The sequence below is a fragment of the Massilia sp. Root335 genome (assembly GCF_001425685.1).
Lineage (GTDB): Bacteria > Pseudomonadota > Gammaproteobacteria > Burkholderiales > Burkholderiaceae_D > Telluria > Telluria luteola.
This window is the reverse complement of sequence record NZ_LMCY01000002.1, coordinates 19,141-39,293: the sequence shown is the minus strand read 5'-3', so window position 1 is coordinate 39,293 and position 20,153 is coordinate 19,141. Positions and strand designations below refer to the sequence as shown.

Here is a 20,153-nt window from a genome sequence, read left to right as displayed (position 1 = left end):
CGGCGACGATGGCCCAGCAGTTTTGGTGCCACGGCGGCGCGCGGCGTGGTTTTCCGCACCGGTGCGGCGGCGCCGCTACGGTTCTATTGTCGGGATGGCAAGCGCGGGTTGCAGGATTTGTCGGCACAGCCGGACGTTCCCGCGGCATCGGCGGCGCCGCTGTCGGCGCCGGCGTGCTGGAGGATGGCCGAGATCAGGGCGACGTCCGTATCGACCGCCGCTGGCGGCGGCCTCGTCCTGGATGCGGCCGCGGCCCGTTTCTGGCGCGGCGGCGCCGCCTCTCCATGCGCCAGCAACGGCGTCTGGGGCGGCACGGCGCGGTAACCCGGCTGCGGCCGTGCCGGCGGGATGGCCAGGGCCGTGGCCCGCGGCGGCGTGTGGCCCGCGGCGGCTGGCTGGGAGCGTGATGTCGCGCCGGCGGCGGCGTGCGCCGGTGCGGCCGCGGTTGCGGCCAATGTGGACGGAGGCGCTGCGTCCGCTGCAACATCGACGATGACGGCGCCGCGTGCGGTTGCCGGCACTGTTGTGTCCGGCGGCTCGGCTGTTTGCGGCGGTGCCGGCACGGACGCGGGCGCGGGCGTTTCCCCGGCCAGCGCCGCATGCATGCTCGGCAGGGTGACGTGGAGACCGTCGCCCGCCGCGTCGCGGGTGGTGGCGGCCGTGCCGGGGCGCGCCGTTTCCGGCCGCAGGGCGGCCTGCGCCGCGCCGGCCGCCTCCGCGTTCCGGGCCGGCGTCGCGCCGCGTACGAGCCACGCCAGCACGACGAGCAGCGAGCAGGCCAGTACGCCCGCGGCGCCGTACCAGAATACGGCCGGCAGGGCGCGGAGCCGCCGGCCGGGCGCCTGGCCGTCCAGCATGGCCAGGATATTGATTTCGCCGCCAGGCCGCCGCGACGACGACATCAGGTTGGGACGTCTGGAGCCGGATTGATTTTCATCTGTAGGGCGCACCGCGTTACTCCTAAGATTGGAAAACTAGTTCCAATTAGAAACAAACCGGAGAAGCCGATGCTGATCTTCGTCGCATTCTTGTACTTTTGCCTGGCCTGCAGCCTCATCTGGCTCGCCCTGTTCCCGGGCGGGAGGGCATCCGTGCTGCAGGTTCTTGGCATGTTGCAGCGCCGCCTGCAGTGGCGCGTGGGCGGCTGGCAGCGCAGCGGCAATGCGACGTTGCAGGCGTCCTGGTCGGGCGCGCGGGGCGTGTTGTACGACAGCCGCAAGATGTTGCGCCGGCACTGGGCCTGGCTCGCCGTCGGCGTGCCGCTCGTGCTGATTCCCACGCTGCTCGCGTTGCTGATGCGTCGGCCGGACATGCTGCCGGATTACGAGCCCGCCGACACCGTCGTCGACGCGCAGGTCGCCGCGCTGCTCAAGGGCGAGCAATTGGTGCCGCCGGCCGCGTTGCCGCCGCTCGCATTCGGCACGCGCGAAGTGGAACTGGTGCGTCCGATGCTGGTCGACGCCAGCCGCAACTGGGGTCTCATGCGGCCGGAGTACAGCCAGCGCCTGTTGTTGGTTTTCAAGATCATGAAAGAGAAATACGGTTATGAGATGGCCCTGCTGGAAGGCTACCGCAGCCCTGCGCGCCAGGACATTCTGGCGGGCATGGGCACGCAGGTGACGAACGCGCGCGCATTCCAGAGCTGGCACCAGTACGGCCTGGCGGCCGATTGCGCGTTCTGGCGGGACGGCAAGCTTGTGATCTCGGAAAAAGATCCCTGGGCCATGCGTGGATACCAGCTCTACGGCGAGGTCGCTGAATCGGTGGGCCTGACCTGGGGCGGACGCTGGACGATGATGGATTTCGGCCATACCGAGCTGCGGATGCGCGGTGTGATGCGTCATTGATCGCGGACGGGTTTCCGGAGCGTTGTCTCATCTCAAATTTTCGATTGGGAAATAGTGCCAGTATTGCCGATGGTATTCACCACTCTCCGAGCAAACATGATGGCCCGACTCTGGCAGTTCCTCACCGACCGACGTGTTTTGGCCGTAATCGGCATCGGCGTGCTCGCGGCGTTCCTGCTGCTGGGCGCGGAATCCCTCGACGTCGCCCTGATCTGGGCCGCGCTGCTCGGCCTGCTGTTGCTGGGCGCCGGCGGACTTGCGTGGCTCGTCCGCGTCTGGCTGCGCAAGCGCGCGGCCAGCCGGCTGGGCGATGCGATCCTCACCGGCACGGAAGGCGACGGCAAGGCCCAGGCGGCGCGCAACGATGCCGCCGTGTTGCGCAAAGGTATGCTGGAAGCGATCAGCACGATCAAGACGTCGAAACTGGGCCTGACGCGCGGCGCGGCGGCGCTGTACGAATTGCCGTGGTACATGATCATCGGGAATCCGGCGGCCGGGAAGAGCAGTGCGATCAAGCATTCCGGCCTGACCTTCCCGATCCCCGGCAGCAAAGCCGTGCAAGGCGTCGGCGGCACCCGCAACTGCGACTGGTTCTTTACCACCGACGGCATCCTGCTCGACACGGCGGGGCGTTATTCCGTCTTCGAAGCGGATCGCGCGGAGTGGTTCAGTTTTCTCGAACTCCTGCGCAAGCATCGTCCCCGTGCGCCGATCAACGGCATCCTGATCGCGGTCAGCGTCGCCGAGCTGGCCGGCGGCAGTCCCGAAGCCTCGATCGAGCTGGCCAAGAGCCTGCGCACACGCGTGCAGGAATTGACCGAGCGGCTGGGCGTCCATGCGCCGGTGTACGTGATCTTCACGAAGGCCGACCTGATCGCCGGCTTTGCCGACTTCTTCCATGACTGCGAATCGGCGGAGCGCGACCGCGTGTGGGGCGCGACCTTGCGCTACAACCGGCGCAGCACGCCGCAGGACGTCCTGTCGTTCTTCGAGCAGCATTTCGACGAATTGCACGACGGCCTCAAGGAGATGAGCCTGGCCAGCATGGCCGGCAACCGCAGCACCGCGCTGCGCTCCGGCGTGTTCACGTTCCCGCTCGAATTCGCGGCGCTCAAGCCGCAGCTGCGTGCCTTCCTCGCCACACTGTTCGAAGAAAATACGTGGCAGTTCAAGCCCGTGTTCCGCGGCTTTTATTTCACCAGCGCGCTGCAGGAAGGCAGCGTCGAGAACCTGTCGGCGCGGCGCGTCGCGGGACGGTTCGATTTGCAGCTGCGCCCGCTCGGCGACAAGGCGGCCGGCGACGACGCGGCGCAGGGAGCGGAGCAGTCGGGGTTCTTCCTGTTGCAGCTGTTCCGCAAGGTGATCTTCGCCGACCGCGACCTGGTCAAGCGCTATACCAGCCCGGCCGCCACGCGGATGAAGATCGGCGCGTTCTTCGCCGCCACGCTCCTGCTCGGCTGCGCACTGGGCGGCTGGAGCTGGTCATATATGGGGAACCGCCAGCTGGTCGCCAACGTCAAGGCCGACCTGGACAAGGTCATGAAGCTGCAGGCCGGACGAACCGACCTGCAGGCGCGGCTGGAGGGCCTCGATATCCTGCAGGACCGCATCGAACAGCTGGAGAAATACCGCCAGGATCGCCCGTGGGCGCTGGCGTTCGGCCTGTACCAGGGCGGCGCGCTCGAACGCAAGCTGCGCGACGAATATTTCGCGGGCGTGCGCGAAGTGATGGTGCAGCCGGTGGCGGGGGCGCTCGAGAACCTGCTGGCCGAGATGAATGCGAATGCCGCCCAGCTCGACCCGAATGTGCGGGCGACCCCGGCGGCCAAACCGGGCCAGCCATACCAGGACGTTTCCGCCACGAATGTTGGCGACGCCTACAACGCGCTCAAGACGTACCTGATGTTGGCGGACAAGACGCATGCCGAACCCGGGCACCTGAACGACCAGTTGACGCGGTTCTGGCGCGGCTGGCTGGAAGCGAACCGGGGCGCCATGCCGCGCGAGCAGATGATCCGCAGCGCCGAGCGCCAGCTGACCTTCGTGCTGGCGCACATCGACGACCAGGCGTGGCCCCAGATCACGCCCAAACTCAGCCTGCTGGACACGGCGCGCGAGAACCTGCGCCGCGTCGTGCGCGGCACGCCGGCGCGCGAGCGCGTGTATGCCGATATCCGCACCCGTGCCTCGACCCGTTTTCCCGGCGTGACGGTGGCGCGCATCGTCGGCGAGCAGGATCAGGCGCTGGTCGTGGGCAGTTACGCCGTCAGCGGCGCCTACACCCGCGACGCCTGGGAAAAATTCGTCCAGGGCGCGATCCGCGAAGCGTCGACCCACGAGCTGCAAAGCAGCGACTGGGTGCTCAAGAGCGTCGCCAAGGACGACCTCACGCTCGAGGGCAGTCCGGAGCAGATCCAGAAGGCGCTCGTCGAGATGTACAAGGCCGATTATGCGCGCGAATGGGGCAAGTTCGTGCAGGGCGTGACGATCGCCGACCTGAACGGCTTCGACGCCAGCGTGCAGGCGATGAACCGCCTCGGCGATCCGCTGACGTCGCCGCTGGCCAAGGTCCTCAAGACCGTCCACGAACAGACGTCCTGGGACGATCCCGCGCAGGCCCGGGTCGACAGCGTCAAGCTCAAGCGCGGCCTCACGGGCTGGTTCCGCGAGGTTGTGCTGAGGCAGGCGCCCGGCGAAGCGCGCCAGGTGGCCGACGCGATGGGACCGTTGCCCGTGGGCGGCGTGCAGGCGGCGGGTCCGGTCGGGCGCGAGTTCGCCGGCGTCGCGCGGCTCGTCGGCGTGAAGGAAAAGGACGCGTCGCTGATGACGGGCTACCTCGATGCCTTGTCGAAGCTGCGCAGCCGCCTGAACCAGCTCAAGAACCAGGGCGATCCCGGCCCCGGCGCCAAGCAGCTGATGCAGCAGACGCTGGAAGGCAACGGCTCCGAACTGGCCGACGCCCTGAAATACGTCGACGAACAGATGTTGACGGGCATGACGGATACGCAAAAGCAGATGCTGCGTCCGTTGCTCGTGCGCCCCCTCGTGCAGACCTTCGCCATGATCGTGTTGCCGTCGGAATCGGAAATCAACAAGACGTGGCAGGCCCAGGTCGTCGAGCCGTTCCAGAAGACGCTGGCGGCCAAGTATCCGTTCGCGGCGTCGGCCCAGATCCAGGCCACGCCGGCCGAGATCGGCCAGGTGTTCGGTCCGGACGGCGTCGTCGCAAAATTCGTGGGCACCACCATGGGGCCGCTGGTCGTGCGCCGCGGAGACGTCCTCAGCAGCCGCACGTGGGCCGACATCGGGATTACGCTCGTGCCGCAGGTCGTGAGCGGCTTCCCCGGCTGGGTCGCGCCGTTGTCGGCCAACGGGGTGGCGGCCGGCAACGGTCCGCAGACCGTGTTCCAGTTGCTGCCGCTGACCGCGCCCGGCGTCACGGAGTACACGATCGAGATCGACGGCCAACAACTGCGCTACCGCAACACGCCACCGGCGTGGGTCAACATGGTGCATCCCGGCCCGCAGGGCAGCAGCGGCGCGAAGATCGGCGCCGTCACGTTCGACGGCCGCACCGTCGAACTGTTCAACGAGCCGGGCCAGTTCGGCCTGCAGAAGATGATCGAGGCGGCGGCGAAAAAGCGCCTCGATGCGAGCACGTTCGAATTGCGCTGGAGCGCCGGCAACGTCTCGGTTGCGGTCAACCTCAAGCGCGTCAGCAGCACGGACACCACGACCGGCGACGCCCAGGCCAGCCAGGGCTTCCGCGGCCTGCACCTGCCGGACGCCGTCGTCGGCCGCGCGGCGGCCGGCGGCGGTCCCGCGCTGGCGGGAGCAACGCAGTGAATCGCACCGTGACCCGTACCTCGCAGCGCGTGCCTGCCGCGAGCCGGATCGGCTATTTCGGCAAGGTCCCGGCGCACAGCGACTTCATCAAGCTGGCCGACGACCAGCCGGTCATCGGCATGCTGGACGACTGGATCGCCCAGGTCATGACGCGGCTGCCGTCCGATGCGCGCTGGAAGCTGAATTACGACGCGATGGCGCCGGCCAGCTTCGCCTTCGTCGGGCCGCAGCGGCGCCACGCCGTGGCCGGCCACCTCATCGCCAGCCACGACCGTTCCGGGCGCAGGTTCCCGTTCCTGATGATGCGCACCGTCGACGTGCCCGACCCGGCCGCTTTCGCCACGCGCTGTCCGTTGGCCTTCGGGCCGTTGTGGGACTATCTCGAAGACATGGCGCCGCGCGTCCTGGGCAGCGGCGATCCGAGCGCCTACCTGCAGGCGATCGCGGACGCGCCGGTGGCGCTGGGTGAGCACGATTCCGCGCTGGACAGTTATCTCGCCCTGTCGACCGTGGGCGAACTGACGGCGCAGCTGGAACTGGCGACGAACCGCATGATCCTCGGGCTCGGCCTGCTGCTGCAGCCCGTGATGCACAGCCGTCCCGCGAGCCTGCACAAGAGCCTCGTGCTGCCGCTGCCGCGCGACGGCGCCAACCGGCACGCCGCCGCCGCCTTCTGGCTGGAACTGGTGCTGCCCTTCATCCGGCGCAGCGGTTTCGACCTCGCGCTGTTCCTCACCCGCGTGCGCGACCGTCCGGCCCTCGTCGTCGGCTTCGGCGGCGAGGCGGCCGGCACGCTCCATGCGCTGATCGATCCGCTCGTTGCCGCCGACCAGCAGGTGCACCTCGACGACAACGGCTGGATCGACGAGCAGCTCGGCCTGGACGTCGACGTGCGCACGCTGGCCAGCTACCTCGAACAGCCGGCGCTGCCTCTGCGTCTGGCGCGAGAATTGTTCCTGAACACCTTTATCGGAGCCGCGCCTTGAATCCGAAAACACTTGTCTTGTACGCGGCCGTCGCCGCCGCCTGCATGCCGGCCGCCGCCCTGGCGGACGCGGCCGCCCCAATCGTGGTCTCCGGCACGGTCGGCGACGACGCCAGCAAGGCCGCGTTGCTGGCCCGCCTGCGCGCCGTGTACGGCGCCGACCGGATCGTGGACCAGCTCGCGGTCGGCAGGGTCTCGATGCCGGCAAACTGGAACGACCATGTCGGCAAGCTGATCGGCCCGAACCTGAAACTGATCAGCCGCGGCCAGTTGCAGGTCGACGGCACCAGCGTCAGCCTGCGCGGCGACGTCGCCAGCGAAGCCCAGCGGACGCAGGTCGCCAGCGATATCGCACTGGCGCTCGACCCCGGCTACACGGTCAACAACGGGTTGCGCGTGGCGGCCTCGGAACAGGGCATGCTGGACGCGGCGCTGGCCAACCGCATCATCGAATTCGAATCCGGCCAGGCCACGCTGACGGATTCCGGCAAGGCGATCCTCGACCAGATGAGTGTGGCGCTGCTGCGACTCAAGGACAAGCGGGTCGAAGTCATCGGCCATACGGACAATGCCGGCTCGCGCGCCGGCAACCTGTCGCTCAGCCAGGCGCGTGCGGAGGCCGTCAAGACCTATGTGGTGGGACGCGGCATCAAGCCCGACATGGTCGCCGTGTCCGGCGAGGGCCCGGACCGTCCCGTGGCCGACAACCGCACGCCGGAAGGCCGGGCGCGCAACCGGCGGATCGAGTTCAAGGTCGTCCAGTAGCGCGTCCCGCAGCGGCGTCGTCCGGCATTCGCAAATGCCGGACGACGCCGTTTCAAGGCAGCGTGATCGTCACGTTGGCCGACCGCGGCGGCAGCTTGATGAGATCGTTGTAGCTGACGAGCGCACGGTCGGTCTCGTGGCCGAGCGCGCTGCGGTAGCCCAGATACGCACCGAGGCCGGCCAACGCGAAGACGCCGCACAACACCCACAGCGACGTGTCGCTGGAGAGCTTGTGGGCGATCTGGTCGGGCCGTTCCGCATGCGGCGCGAACGCGCGGCTCTTCCCGCGCATGCGCGCGATCTCGTCGCCCAGGCGCGCCGTCAGGTAGTTCAGCTTGTCACGGGCGTCCAGGGCGAAGCGGCCCTGGAAGCCCAGCAGCAGGCACAGGTGGTACACCTCGAGCGCCTGCAGATGGGCGCTGCCTTTGGCGCGCAAGTCTTCCAGGCGCTGGAAAAAATGTTCGCCGGCCAGCTGGTCGCCGAACAGGCGCAGTTGCAGCGGGCGGGTTTCCCACGCTTCGCGGATGGCGTAGTCGGAGCCCAGGATGATCTCGTCGACGGCCGCGCAGAACGCATATTTGGCGGCTGTCACGTCGTCGGCGGGGATGCCGAGCGTCCGGGCGCTGCGGTCGACTTCGCCGAGGAAGCCCGTCATGCGGTCGGCGAACCCGGCCTGGTCCTGCGGGCCGCAGCCGCATTTCAGGAGGAACAGGGCATAGAACCCTTCGACCATCAGGTCGACGAGGGAGGCGGTGCCGGCGGCGCCGCGTTGGGTGGGCGCGGCGCGCCGTTCGACGGGATGGTTCATGCTGCGATCGCAATCAGTTCGAGTTTGAGGTCACGGATACCGTTCGGCACGTAGATCGAGATGGCCTGCGCCTTGAGCATGCTGTCGTACAGCACCCCGCGGTTATCCAGTACGAAATACACCATGTCCGGCCGCACCGGCAGCGCACTCGGCACCTGGGCCGCGTGCGCCAGCTTCACGCCGGGCATGGCCGTCAGCACCAGCTTGTCGACGTCTTCGGGGGCGCCGATCTTGAAGCGCAGCGGGACGATGTCGACGAGCTGCAGCGCCGGCAGGTCGGCCGCCACGCCCAGGTACAGCGTCGTCTGGGTGTTGATCTTGCCGGAGTCGAGCGCGCCCAGGTGGTAGGACGGGCGCTCGTTCGACAGCGCGACCGCGAAGTAGCGCGACGAGATCACGGTGTCGAGCAGTTCGCGCAGGATGCCGTCCAGGCGGGCGAACGCCGGGCCCGGGTCCTGGTGCGCATAGGCCGGCAGGTCTTCCAGCCTGGCCGTGCGCGAAAACGTCATCAGGCCGCCGGCCAGCGCCAGCAGTTCCTGGAACAGGCGCTCGGGATGCAGCTCGCGGTGGGCCAGGTAATGGGTCAGCGCCGCGTAGCCGCTGCTGACCGTGTGCAGCAGCCAGAACGAGGCGACGTCACCGCCGCGCAGTTCGACGACGTGCCGGCCCGGCTCGCGGTAATGGCCGTACAGGGCGTTCACCTTGGCCAGCAGCTTTTCCATCAGGCGCACGAGGCGCGCATGCAGCCCCTGGGCCCCGGCGATCGACAGGCTGGGCGGCGTGAACGTCTGGTCGACTTCGAAGCCGCCCGTCGCCACGCGCTGCAGGCGCACGAGCGGGAAGCTGTCGTAGGCATCGAGCGATTCGAGCTCGGACACGAGGCGCACGGTGCGGGTCAGGTACGCCACCGGGGCCGGGGCGGCCTGGCTGAACAGGTCGAGCGTGTCGTGCTCGCGCTGGCCGAAGCGGGCGTCGGGCCGGGCGTCGCCGCGCCCCGCGCAGTTTTCGCCGTGCGGCTTCAGCACGGGCAGGGCGGCGTGGAACGTGATCGTCTGGACGTCGGGCGGCAGCTCGTCCAGGCGCGCCTGCGGCGGCAGCGGATCCTGGTCCGGAGCGCGCACGAGGTCGCCATCCGGGAAGATGAGCGACAGCTCGGTCACGCGCAGCGTGTCGGCCTTGAGGGCATCGGTATCGATGGCCAGCCGGCGCACGCCCCAGCAATACGGATGCAGGGCGTTGGCGGTCTCGTTCAGGCGCGCCTCGTGGTAGCGGTCCTGTTGCTGGAAGTGCTGGGGGCGCAGGAACAGGCCTTCGCCCCACAAGACTTTCGACGGAATGTTCATGAGCCTCCTTTGCACAAAACTCTAGATTGCTGGAAACGTTGTGGCGCTTATTGACAGTGGACAAGAGACAAAGGCTTGACGGCAGCGCCGGCCGGCGCGGCGCCCGTGCCGACCGTCAGCGCGCAGGCATGGAGGCCGACGGTGACGCCGGCCTGTTCGGCGTCGGCGGCAGCGAATGCCGCGCGCCAGCCGTGTTCGGCCGGTGCGTGGAACAGGGCGACGACGCCGAGCCAGGGCGTATCGCGCGCCAGTCGGTCGCTGACGTCGAGGCGCTGGCCCGGCACCAGCGTGACTTCCCTGACGTCGACGAGGTCGGCGCCGAGGGCGTCGCGTTCGGCCTGCGGCGACAGGAACGCGGCGTAGGGCGCCTGTTCGAACGCGCCGCGCTCGCGCAGCTTGTAGATGCGCACCAGCAGGGCCAGCGGCTGCCCGCGCGCGTCGACGTTCAGCCGCGGCGCGGCGTGCAGGTGCACGACGACGTTGCGCGGCGGCTGCTGGGATTCCGGCACGGGAGGCGGCGGCTTGCGCAATCCGATGGCTTCAAGCGGGCCGCCGCTGGCGCAGCCGCCGAGCATCCAGGCCAGGCAACATAATCCGATCCACGATCGCTTCATCTGCACTCCTTGCATTTGGTAAAGAGGACAGGAAGATTTAACGGGATTGTCCGCCATGCACCCTGAGCAGGCGCAACAGCCTTTTCGACAACGCACAATGCGGCGGCAAAGGTGCGTTGACGACACGCAATTCTCTCCGGAAATCGTTCACCAATAATGGCGTCTGATTTCAAACCGGGAGAGCCAGATGACATTCGAACGCCTGATGCCGCTTGCCGCGGTGCCCCTTACGTGTATCGCCTTGCTGTCGGCCTGTGCCAGCACGGCGCCGGTGGCCAGCCAGGCCGCGATCAAACCGGTGCCGACGATGGCGTCCGCGATGGCGGATGCCGACGCCGCGGTGCTGGCGGGCCAGAACGACAAGGCCTACACGATCCTCAAGCACGCCGGCAGCACGTTCCCGACCGATAAGACGCCCTGGGTGCGCATGGCCCAGATGCATTTCGACAGCACGAACTACGGAGAAGCGATCGTCGACGCGCTGGAAGCCCTCGAGCGCGATCCGGACGACACGCTGGCGAACAGCATCGTCGCGGTGAGCGGCCTGCGCGTGACGAGCAAGGCGCTGGCCGACCTGAGCCGGAAGAACAACCTGACCGGCAACGTCCGCACGGAGGCGCAGGACCTCGCCAAGCTGCTGCGCACGAGCCTGAACGAAGACGTGCTGGTGCCGAACAACCGTCCGGTTGCCTCGCGCGTGCGCGAGACGGCCCGGCGCGGCGCCGCCGCCGCGACGCATTCCACCGCATCGAACGATCCGTTCGGCGCGCTCAAATAACCCGACCACCGCACTGGAGACCCCATGGCCAAGAATGAAAGCGTGCAGAAACGCCTGCAGAAAGTGCGCGCGCCGCGCGTGCAGATGACGTACGACGTCGAGATCGGCGACGCGATCGAAAACAAGGAGTTGCCGTTCGTGGTCGGCGTGCTGGGCGACTTCGGCACCGATCCGGACGCAGCCAAGAAGCGCCTCAAGGACCGCAAATTCGTCAACGTCGACGCCGACAACTTCGACGAAGTGCTGGGCGGCGTGGCGCCGGCCACGAGTTTCCGCGTGCCGAACCACCTGTCGGCGGAAGGCGGCGAGTTCGCCGTGCAGCTCCAGTTCAAGCAGATGGACGACTTTCGTCCGGAAGCCGTCGTGCAGCAGGTGGCGCCGCTGAAGGGGTTGCTGGATGCGCGCGCCAAACTGGCCGACCTGCGCAACAAGCTGGCCGGCAACGACAAGCTGGAAGACCTGCTGAACGACGTGCTGACCAACACGGAAAAGCTGGACAGCCTGCGCAAGGGCGGCGGCAAGCCGGGCAAGGAGGAAGCATGAGCGCGATCCTCGATACCGCGAAGACGGCGTCGGCGCAGGCGGCCCACGCCGACCAGCTGGACGTGTCCCTGCTCGACCAGATCGTCGAGCAGAGCCGGGTGGCGAAATCGACCAGCGAACACGAACGGGCGCGCGACATCATCTCCGAGCTGGTGAGCCAGGTGATGGAAGGGACGATGGTCATGTCGACGAACCTGTCGGCCACGATCGATGCGCGCCTGGCGGAGCTGGACCGGATGATTTCCGACCAGCTGTCCGCGATCATGCACGCCTCCGAATTCCAGAAGCTGGAACGCAGCTGGACCGGCCTGCACTACCTCGTCAAGAACACGGCGACGAGCACCGGCCTGCAGGTGCGCATGCTCAACGCCAGCAAGCGCGAACTGGTGAAGGACTTCCAGTCGGCGCTGGAATTCGACCAGAGCACGCTGTTCAAGAAGGTCTACGAAGAGGAATTCGGCAGCTTCGGCGGCGCGCCGTACGGCACCCTGATCGGCGACTTCGAGATCACGCGCCAGCCCGAGGACATCTATTTTCTCGAGCAGATGTCGCACGTGGCGGCCGCCAGCCATGCGCCGTTCATCACGTCGGCCGGGCCGGAACTGTTCGGCGTCGAGAGCTTCGGCGACCTGGGCAAGCCGCGCGACCTGGCGAAGGTGTTCGATACGGTCGAATACGCGAAATGGAAGGCGTTCCGCGAATCGGAAGATGCGCGCTACGTCGGCCTCACCCTGCCGCGCTTCCTGGGCCGCCTGCCGTACAACCCGGCCGACGGCACGGCCACGGAAGGCTTCAATTTCGTCGAGGACGTGGACGGCACCGATCACCAGAAATACCTGTGGTGTAACGCGGCCTACGCGTTCGCGACCAAGCTGACGAAGGCGTTCGAGGACTATGGCTGGTGCGCGGCGATCCGCGGCGTCGAAGGCGGCGGCCTCGTCGAGAACCTGCCCACGCACACGTTCAAGACGGACGAAGGCGAGATCGCCCTGAAGTGCCCGACCGAGCTGGCGATCACGGACCGCCGCGAGAAAGAGCTGTCGGACCTCGGCTTCATCTCGCTCGTGCACTGCAAGAACACGTCGTACGCCGCGTTCTTCGGCGCGCAGTCGGCGCAGAAGGCGCGCAAGTACGCGAACGATGCGGCCAATGCGAACGCGCTGCTGTCGTCGCAGCTGCAATACATCTTTGCCGTGTCGCGCATCGCCCACTACATGAAGGCCATGATGCGCGACAAGATCGGCAGCTTCGCGGCCGCGTCCAACGTCGAGGATTACCTGAACCGCTGGCTGACGCAATACGTCCTTCTCGACGACAACGCCAGCCAGGAACAGAAGGCGCAATTCCCGCTGCGCGAAGCGAGCGTGCAGGTGGCCGAGGTGCCCGGCCGGCCCGGCGTGTATCGGGCCGTGTCGTTCCTGCGGCCCCATTTCCAGCTCGACGAATTGTCCGTTTCGCTCCGTTTGGTCGCGGAGTTGCCGCAATCGACCAAGAACTGATTCTTTCAATAACCTGAACTGGAGTAGAACATGGCAATTGACGTGTACCTGCAAATCGACGGCATCAAGGGCGAGTCGGCCGACGACAAGCACAAGGACTGGATCGAGTGCAAATCGGTCAACTGGGGCGTGACGCAGCCCAAGTCCGCGACGGCGTCGACGGGCGGCGGCCACACCGCCGAGCGCTGCGAGCACGACGAGATCGAGATCGCCAAGCTGGCCGACCTGTCTTCGCCGCTGCTGCTGCAGACCTGCTCGTCGGGCAAGACCATCCCCAAGGCGAAATTCGAATTCATGCGTGCCGACGGGCAGGGCGAACGTGTCAAGTACTTCGAGATCGAGATCGAGAACGTCTTGATCGGCACCGTCAAGCCCCAGGTCGCGGAAGGCGATTTCCTGCACGAGACGGTCGGCCTGAAATTCTCGAAGATCAAGTGGAAGTACACCCAGCAGAAGATCGGCGGCGGCGCCGGCGGCAACACGTCGGGCGGCTGGGATCTCGCGACCAACCGGGTCGTCTGACGCACGTTTTTCCTTCACGTTCCCCGCGTCTTCCGCGGCCGCAAGGCCGCGGTTTTTTTCCTGCGGCTTTGAAAGGAGCAGCGATGACAGCCTATCTTCCGGGCCTGCTCGACCGCCTGATGGGGCAGCAGGCCCACCCCGGCCGCGCCGGCGCCGACCAGCTCAAGGACAACGTCGCGCGCGACCTCGAAGCCCTGCTGAACGCCCGCGCCGGCATGCCGCCCGCCTCCTTCGACGCCTATCCGCTGGCGCGCGCCTCGATCCTGAACTACGGCCTGACCGATTTCGCCGCATATTGCCTGTCCAGCAGCGAGGACCGGGCCGCGATCTGCGCCTGCCTCGAGGACGCGATCGGGCGCCACGAGCCGCGCCTGAAGAACGTCAGCGCCGCGCTGGAAGGAGAGCAGGGCGGCGTGAACCGCCTCAGCTTCGTGATCAACGCGACGCTGCACGCCGGCCTTGGCGCGGAGCCGGTCAACTTCAACGCCGTGCTGCAGCCCTCTTCGCTGAATTATGTGATTACCAAGGCCGGCCGCCCCGCGCGTCCGTGACCGCCACCAAAGGACATCGACGATGGACATCAATCTCAAGACCCTGATCGCCAAGCTGAACGACGTCACGCGTACCGCCGCCACGCGCGCGGCCGGCATCTGCGTCGGGCTCGGCCAGTACGAAGTCGACATCGAGCACCTGTTCCTTGCGCTGCTGGAGCAGCCGGGGAGCGACTTCGTGGTGGTGGCGCGCGAGGCGGGCATCAGTCCCGCCAGCCTCGAATCGGACCTGCGCCGCGAAGTCGAGCGCCTGCCGGCGGGCAGCGCGCGCACGCCCGTGTTCTCGCGCCATCTGCCGGTGCTGTTCGAGCACGCCTGGCTGATCGCGTCGCTGGACGCCTCGGGTCAGACGCAGCGGATCCGCAGCGGCCACCTGCTGCTCGCGCTGCTGACGGAGCCGGGCCTCGCGCAACTGGCACAGCGCGCGTCGCGCCAGTTCGCCGGCTTTCCGCTCGACCGCCTGAAACACGATTTCGACAAGCTGACGCACGGTTCCGACGAAGCGCCGGCGCAGGTGCCCGGCGCGCCGGCGGCGTCCGCGGACCCGGTCACCGAACTGCAGGCCAACGCGCCCGGCAAGACGCCCGCGCTCGACCAGTACACGACCTGCCTCACGGCGCGCGCGCGCGAAGGCAGGCTCGATCCCGTGATCGGGCGCGACGCCGAGATCCGCCAGGTGATCGACATCCTGATGCGCCGGCGCCAGAACAATCCGATCCTGACGGGCGAGGCGGGCGTGGGCAAGACGGCCGTCGTCGAGGGCCTGGCGCTGCGCATCGCCCAAGGCGACGTGCCGGACGTCCTGCGCGGCGTGGAGATCCATGTGCTCGACCTGGGTCTGCTGCAGGCCGGCGCCAGCGTCAAGGGCGAGTTCGAGAACCGCCTGAAGAACGTGATCGACGAGGTGAAAAAAAGCCTGCATCCGATCATCCTGTTCATCGACGAGGCGCACACGATGATCGGCGCCGGCGGCGCGGCCGGCCAGAACGATGCCGCCAACCTGCTGAAGCCCGCGCTGGCGCGCGGCGAACTGCGCACCGTCGCCGCCACCACGTGGAGCGAATACAAGAAGTACTTCGAGAAGGATGCGGCGCTGGCGCGGCGGTTCCAGGTCGTGAAGGTCGAGGAACCGAACGAGGAGACGGCGTGCGCCATGCTGCGCGCGATGGCGCCCCTGATGGAGGCGCACTTCGGCGTGCGCATCTACGACGAGGCGATCGTGGAAGCCGTGCGCCTGTCGCACCGCTACATCAGCGGCCGCCAGTTGCCCGACAAGGCCGTCAGCGTGCTCGATACCGCGTGCGCCAAGGTCGCGCTGGGGCAGAAGGCGACGCCGGCCGTGCTGGAAGATTGCACGCGCAGCATGGAGCGCCTGGACGCCCGCATCCAGGCGCTCGTGCGCGAAGAAAGCGCGGGCGCGGACCATGCCGCCGCGCTGGCCGCGCTGCGTGCGGAACGGGCGCTGGCGCTGGAACAGCAGGAACGGCTGCGTGCGCGCTGGGATACCGAGCAGGCGCTGTGCGCGGAGATCCACGCGATGCGCGCGCGCCTGGAAGCGGGGCAGGGCGACAGTCCCGCGCTGCGCGCCAAGGTCGCGGAGCTGCACGCGCTGCAGGGCGAAACGCCGCTCGTGCCGGTGCAGGTCGACGGCCAGACGGTGGCCGCCATCGTCGCCGCGTGGACCGGGATTCCGCTCGGGCGCATGGTGAAGGACGAGATCCGCACCGTGATGAACCTGCAGGGTTTATTGGATGAACGGATACTCGGCCAGGGCCACGCCAGCGGCATCGTCGCCCAGCGCGTGCGCACGGCGCGCGCGAACCTCGAGGACCCGAACAAGCCCAAGGGCGTGTTCCTGTTCGTGGGCACGTCCGGCGTCGGCAAGACCGAGACCGCGCTGGCGCTGGCGGACCTGCTGTATGGCGGCGAACGCAAGCTGGTCACCATCAACATGAGCGAATACCAGGAAGCGCACAGCGTCTCCGGGCTGAAAGGCTCGCCGCCGGGCTATGTGGGTTATGGCGAAGGCGGCGTGCTGACGGAAGCCGTGCGGCGCAATCCGTACAGCGTCGTGCTGCTCGACGAGGTCGAGAAGGCGCACGCGGACGTGCTCGAACTGTTCTTCCAGGTGTTCGACAAGGGCGTGCTGGACGATGCCGAGGGGCGCCAGATCGACTTCCGCAACACGATCATCATCCTGACGTCGAACGCGGCGTCGAGCCAGATCATGCAGGCCTGCCTGAACAAGGTGCCGGCCGAGCGCCCGGCGCCGGACGCGCTGGCGGAACTGATCCGGCCAACCCTCATGAAGCATTTCAAGCCCGCGTTCCTGGGCCGGCTGACCGTCGTTCCGTTCTATCCGATCGACGACGCCGTCCTCGGCAACATCATCCGCCTGAAGCTGGACCGCATCAAGCAGCGCGTCGCCATCAACCACGGCGCGGGCTTCGAGTACGACGACGCGCTCGTCGCGGCCGTGCTGGCGCGCTGCACGGAGGTCGATTCCGGCGCGCGCAACGTCGACACGATCCTGGGCGGGACGCTGCTGCCCGAGATCGCGGATTCGGTGCTGGCGCGCATGGCGGAAGGCGGCGCGATCGGCAAGGTGAAAGTCGGCGCGACCAGGGCGGGCAAGATCAAGTACGCCATCGAGCCGGCGTGAGGAGACCATCATGCTGAACCTCGAACGGCTGCTCGCGCCGGTCAGCGCGGAGCGGCCTTGCGGCGAAGACCTCGCGTTTTCCAGCGAGATCGACGCCATCGTGCGTGCGCGCCAGGCCGACGATCCGTCGCTGCAGCAGGGCGCGTGGGTCACGGACCTCAAGGAAGCGGACTGGAAATTCGTCGGCCGCCAATGCGCCGAACTGATCGCGACGCGCAGCAAGGACTTGCAGCTGGCCGTGTGGCTGGCGGAAGCCTGCGTGCGCACGGCCGGCTTGCGCGCCTTCGGCGACAGCCTGCTGCTGACGGCCACGTTGTGCGAGCGGTACTGGGAAGGCCTGTATCCGCTGCCGGACGAGGACGGCGTCGAGCGGCGCATCGGCAACCTGGCCTGGCTGGCCGCGCGCATCGCGCCATGGCTGCACGGCGTGCCGTTGACGGAAGGCGCGGCCGGCCATGCGCTGCGCGATTTCGACGCCGTGCGCACGCAGGGTGGCGAAGCGCTGGCCAGGCTGGAAGCGGCGCGCCAGCGCACGTCGCAGGCGTTTTATACGAACCTGATGCGCGATTGCGAACACTGCGCGGCCGCGATCGACCGGCTGGAAAAGAGCGTCGACGCCGTGCTGGACGCGGATGGCCCCAGCTTCAGCGCCGCGCGCTCCGCGCTGGAGAGCCTCGTCATGTTCATCAAGCCGGCGCTCAAGGAGGCGTTGGCGGCGGCGCCGGCCGCGGGCGAGGTCGTGGTCGCCGCACCGGCGCCATCGTCATCGGCGGCGGCGGGCGGGCCGCTGCAATCGCGCGCCCAGGCGCTGGCCCAGTTGCGCGCGGTGGCCGACTACTTCCGCCGCACCGAGCCGCACAGCCCCGTCGCCTACCTGGCCGACAAGGCGGCGCATTGGGGCGAGCAGCCGTTGCACGTGTGGTTGCGGGCCGTGGTCAAGGACGACGCGGCCTTCGCCCACATCGAAGAGATGCTGGGCGTCGGCACGCGTCCGTCCTGAACGCCGGCCTCAGTGGGTGGCCGACGGCGGCGTCTGCGACTGGGCGGCCCTGAGCTGCTCGGTCGCGCGCGCGACCTGTTCCTCGACGCGGTGCATGGCGTCGCGCGTCGACTGCGTCACCTGCTCATAGCCCTTGAACGCGTTCTCGATCGCGGCCTTGATGATCTCCACCGCGTTTTCCTGGCCCGGCTTGACGTTCTGGGTGACGTCGTAGATCAGCGCGGACAAGGTGTTCTTCGCCTCGGCCAGATGGGTGTCGGCGGCCTGCTCGAATTCCTTCTTGATGTCGCCGATGATCTGCTTGAGCTGGTCGCCGTAGGCCGTCGCTTCCGTCACGCCCGGCTGCACGCGGGAGGACAGGGCATCGATGGCCGCCTTGGGATCCGGCGCCTGGCTGAACTGGCGGCCTGCCTCCAGGGTGTTTTCCATCGATTGCTTGGCGGTCGCCAGGTTCAGCGCCACCACCTGCTCGACGCCTTGCACGGCCTTGCTGGCCAGGGCATTGAAGGTCTGCATCTGCAGGTCGAACAGGGTCTTGGTGGCGGATGCGAATTGCTCGGGATTGTTGAACATCGATTTCTCCTCGGTTAGGAATCTACGGCGACCAGGTATTGCTCCTCTTCGTTTCGGACGATGTCGTGCGGACTTGCGCCGCCTCGTTGATGCTTTTCAATTATTTAGCAGGCAATGGTTTTTCGCAATGGGCGTCACGATAGGGCCCGTCGGCGCGGGCCCAGCCGGGGCCCAGCGGCGTCTGCGAACAGACGAGCACGCCGGTGCTCTTGCTGCGCCAGTGATACCACGGGGCCGGCGCCGCGTTCAGGACGATGGGACTGGCCAGGACGAGGCCCAGCACGATCAGGACAGTGTTCTTCATGGTTCGCCGAGCTTAACCGCTTCGTGCTGTAAGTCAAGCAGGCTTGAGCTTCCCATCGTGGGAAGGTGTATGCTGGCCACATTCGGCAAGGACGACACCATGAACGATTCGGCACGGGATACCTGGTTCAATATCGGCGAAGCGGCGCGCGCGTCCGGCGTGACGGCCAAGATGGTGCGCCATTACGAGTCGATCGGCCTGCTGCCGCCGGCGCGGCGCACGGAGGCCGGCTACCGGCTGTACGGCACGGACGACGTGCGCATGCTGCAATTCATCCACCGCGGCCGCGCGCTGGGCTTTTCGCTGGACCAGATCGGCGGCCTGCTGGCGCTGTGGCGCGACAAGCACCGCGCGAGCGCCGACGTGCGCCGGCTCGCGCTCGCCCATATCGACGAACTGGACCGCAAGATCGCGGAACTGGAAGCGATGAAGCGCACGCTGGCCGCGCTGGCCAGTTCCTGCCACGGCGATGCGCGCTCGGACTGCCCCATCCTGGACGACCTGGCCGCCCACTGAGCCGCTGGACCGCGGCGCGGCATTGCGGTCTAATGGCTGCCATGCCTTTCCGCCTGTCACTGTCCGCCTGCCTGATCGCGCTCGCCGTCGTCGCGCTGCTCGGGGCTGCCGTCGTCTGGGTGATCGGATCGATGCTGATCGCCGTCGAACCGCATCCGGTGACGCTGCCCGGACTCGATGCCGACGACGTGCTGCTGCGTCCGGCGCCAGACCAGCAGGTGGCCGGCTCCTTCCTGGCGGGCCGCGGCCGCGGCGCCGTGCTGCTGCTGCACGGGATCCACGGCGACCGCCGCGACATGGCCGCCCGTGCCCGATTTCTGCGCGCGCAGGGCTATGCCGTGCTGCTGATCGACCTGCCGGGCCAGGGCGCCAGTACGGCGTCCTCCGTGACGTTCGGCCTGCGCGAGGCGCTCGGGGTGCGGGCCGCGCTCGAGGAGTTGCGGCGCCGCGCGCCGGGACAGCGCATCGGCGTGATCGGCGTGTCGCTGGGAGCGGCGTCGCTCGTGCTGTGCCGCGACTGTCCGCCGGTCGACGCCGTGGTGCTGGAATCGATGTATCCGACGATCGAGGAAGCCGTCGCGAACCGCCTGCGCATGCGCCTGGGGCCAGTCGGCGGGCCGTTGTCCGCGCTGCTGCTGTGGCAGTTGCCGCTGCGCCTTAGCATCCGGCCCGACACGCTGCGCCCGATCGCGCGCATCGCGGACCTGAATGCGCCCGTGCTGGTCGCCGCCGGCGCTGCCGACCTGCACACGACCCTGCCCGAAACACGGCGCCTGTTCGCCGCGGCCATGGAGCCCAAGGATTTGTGGGTGGTGGAGGGCGCCGCGCACGTGGACCTGCACGCGTACGCGCCCGCGGAGTACGAACGGCGCATCGGCGCGTTCCTGGCGCACCATCTCGATCCGGTGCCGGTTGCCGCCGGACGCTGAAACGAAAAACGCCGCAATCCTTGTGCAAAGATTGCGGCGTTTTGCGCCAGAACTCTGGTGGTCCTGCG

19 protein-coding genes are annotated in these 20,153 nt (G+C 68.0%); 13 read left to right on the top strand and 6 right to left on the bottom strand.

Annotated features, from left to right (window positions below; genetic code table 11):
- Positions 1–83: 83 nt before the first annotated feature.
- Entirely contained in the window at positions 84–950 is an 867-nt protein-coding gene (locus tag ASC93_RS00305; RefSeq protein ID WP_157201686.1) for a hypothetical protein, read from the bottom strand.
- Between the two features lie 57 nt (positions 951–1,007).
- On the opposite strand from ASC93_RS00305, the gene ASC93_RS00300 reads away from it, so the two are divergent.
- The 4 genes from ASC93_RS00300 (at position 1,008) to ASC93_RS00285 (ending at position 7,443) form a co-directional block, all read left to right on the top strand.
- Positions 1,008–1,847 carry a M15 family metallopeptidase gene (locus ASC93_RS00300; RefSeq protein ID WP_056435266.1) on the top strand — a complete coding sequence of 280 codons (840 nt, stop codon included), beginning with the start codon at positions 1,008–1,010 and terminating at the stop codon, positions 1,845–1,847.
- A 99-nt stretch (positions 1,848–1,946) separates the two neighbouring features.
- Positions 1,947–5,693, top strand: coding sequence for a type VI secretion system membrane subunit TssM (gene tssM, locus ASC93_RS00295; protein WP_056435414.1), 3,747 nt, complete (start codon positions 1,947–1,949; stop codon positions 5,691–5,693).
- An 8-nt stretch (positions 5,694–5,701) separates the two neighbouring features.
- Positions 5,702–6,679, top strand: coding sequence for a type VI secretion system-associated protein TagF (gene tagF / locus ASC93_RS00290; RefSeq protein WP_229412483.1), 978 nt, complete (start codon positions 5,702–5,704; stop codon positions 6,677–6,679).
- Positions 6,680–6,723: 44 nt separating this feature from the next.
- A complete protein-coding gene (locus ASC93_RS00285) occupies positions 6,724–7,443 on the top strand; it encodes an OmpA family protein (protein WP_056435408.1) in 720 nt (239 codons plus the stop codon).
- Between the two features lie 52 nt (positions 7,444–7,495).
- Here the strand turns inward: ASC93_RS00285 and icmH are convergent, their stop codons facing one another.
- Genes icmH through tssJ form a run of 3 tightly spaced genes read right to left on the bottom strand, consistent with a single transcriptional unit; the run spans position 7,496 to position 10,208 of the window.
- Positions 7,496–8,251 carry a type IVB secretion system protein IcmH/DotU gene (gene icmH, locus ASC93_RS00280; protein ID WP_056435262.1) on the bottom strand — a complete coding sequence of 252 codons (756 nt, stop codon included), beginning with the start codon at positions 8,249–8,251 and terminating at the stop codon, positions 7,496–7,498.
- Complete coding sequence (gene tssK, locus ASC93_RS00275; protein WP_056435259.1) at positions 8,248–9,594, bottom strand: type VI secretion system baseplate subunit TssK; 1,347 nt, start codon at positions 9,592–9,594, stop codon at positions 8,248–8,250. Before tssK ends, icmH begins: the two co-directional genes overlap by 4 nt.
- Before the next feature lie 47 nt (positions 9,595–9,641).
- Entirely contained in the window at positions 9,642–10,208 is a 567-nt protein-coding gene (tssJ, locus tag ASC93_RS00270; RefSeq protein ID WP_157201685.1) for a type VI secretion system lipoprotein TssJ, read from the bottom strand.
- A gap of 187 nt (positions 10,209–10,395) precedes the next feature.
- On the opposite strand from tssJ, the gene ASC93_RS00265 reads away from it, so the two are divergent.
- The 7 genes from ASC93_RS00265 (at position 10,396) to tssA (ending at position 17,763) form a co-directional block, all read left to right on the top strand.
- Entirely contained in the window at positions 10,396–10,986 is a 591-nt protein-coding gene (locus ASC93_RS00265; RefSeq protein ID WP_056435253.1) for a M48 family metallopeptidase, read from the top strand.
- A 24-nt stretch (positions 10,987–11,010) separates the two neighbouring features.
- Positions 11,011–11,529 (top strand): type VI secretion system contractile sheath small subunit, encoded by a 519-nt coding sequence (tssB, locus tag ASC93_RS00260; RefSeq protein ID WP_056435250.1) that lies wholly within the window; start codon positions 11,011–11,013, stop codon positions 11,527–11,529.
- Positions 11,526–13,028, top strand: a complete 1,503-nt coding sequence (gene tssC, locus ASC93_RS00255) for a type VI secretion system contractile sheath large subunit (protein ID WP_056435247.1) — start codon at positions 11,526–11,528, stop codon at positions 13,026–13,028. The genes tssB and tssC overlap by 4 nt, the downstream gene beginning before the upstream one ends.
- Before the next feature lie 30 nt (positions 13,029–13,058).
- Entirely contained in the window at positions 13,059–13,550 is a 492-nt protein-coding gene (locus ASC93_RS00250; protein ID WP_056435243.1) for a type VI secretion system tube protein Hcp, read from the top strand.
- A gap of 83 nt (positions 13,551–13,633) precedes the next feature.
- Positions 13,634–14,101 (top strand): type VI secretion system baseplate subunit TssE, encoded by a 468-nt coding sequence (tssE, locus tag ASC93_RS00245; RefSeq protein WP_056435240.1) that lies wholly within the window; start codon positions 13,634–13,636, stop codon positions 14,099–14,101.
- A gap of 22 nt (positions 14,102–14,123) precedes the next feature.
- Positions 14,124–16,763, top strand: coding sequence for a type VI secretion system ATPase TssH (tssH, locus tag ASC93_RS00240; protein WP_056435237.1), 2,640 nt, complete (start codon positions 14,124–14,126; stop codon positions 16,761–16,763).
- A 10-nt stretch (positions 16,764–16,773) separates the two neighbouring features.
- A complete protein-coding gene (tssA, locus tag ASC93_RS00235; protein WP_056435234.1) occupies positions 16,774–17,763 on the top strand; it encodes a type VI secretion system protein TssA in 990 nt (329 codons plus the stop codon).
- Between the two features lie 9 nt (positions 17,764–17,772).
- On the opposite strand, the gene ASC93_RS00230 is transcribed toward tssA, so the two are convergent.
- A complete protein-coding gene (locus ASC93_RS00230) occupies positions 17,773–18,336 on the bottom strand; it encodes a phasin family protein (protein ID WP_056435231.1) in 564 nt (187 codons plus the stop codon).
- A gap of 100 nt (positions 18,337–18,436) precedes the next feature.
- Complete coding sequence (locus tag ASC93_RS00225) at positions 18,437–18,640, bottom strand: hypothetical protein (protein WP_056435228.1); 204 nt, start codon at positions 18,638–18,640, stop codon at positions 18,437–18,439.
- Between the two features lie 69 nt (positions 18,641–18,709).
- On the opposite strand from ASC93_RS00225, the gene cueR reads away from it, so the two are divergent.
- Together cueR and ASC93_RS00215 are read left to right on the top strand one after the other, a co-directional pair.
- On the top strand, positions 18,710–19,156 hold the full coding sequence (gene cueR / locus ASC93_RS00220) for a Cu(I)-responsive transcriptional regulator (RefSeq protein ID WP_229412482.1): 447 nt from the start codon (positions 18,710–18,712) through the stop codon (positions 19,154–19,156).
- A 41-nt stretch (positions 19,157–19,197) separates the two neighbouring features.
- Positions 19,198–20,085: an alpha/beta hydrolase gene (locus ASC93_RS00215; RefSeq protein WP_056435404.1), complete on the top strand. Its 888-nt coding sequence runs from the start codon at positions 19,198–19,200 to the stop codon at positions 20,083–20,085.
- The last annotated feature ends 68 nt before the right edge of the window (positions 20,086–20,153 follow it).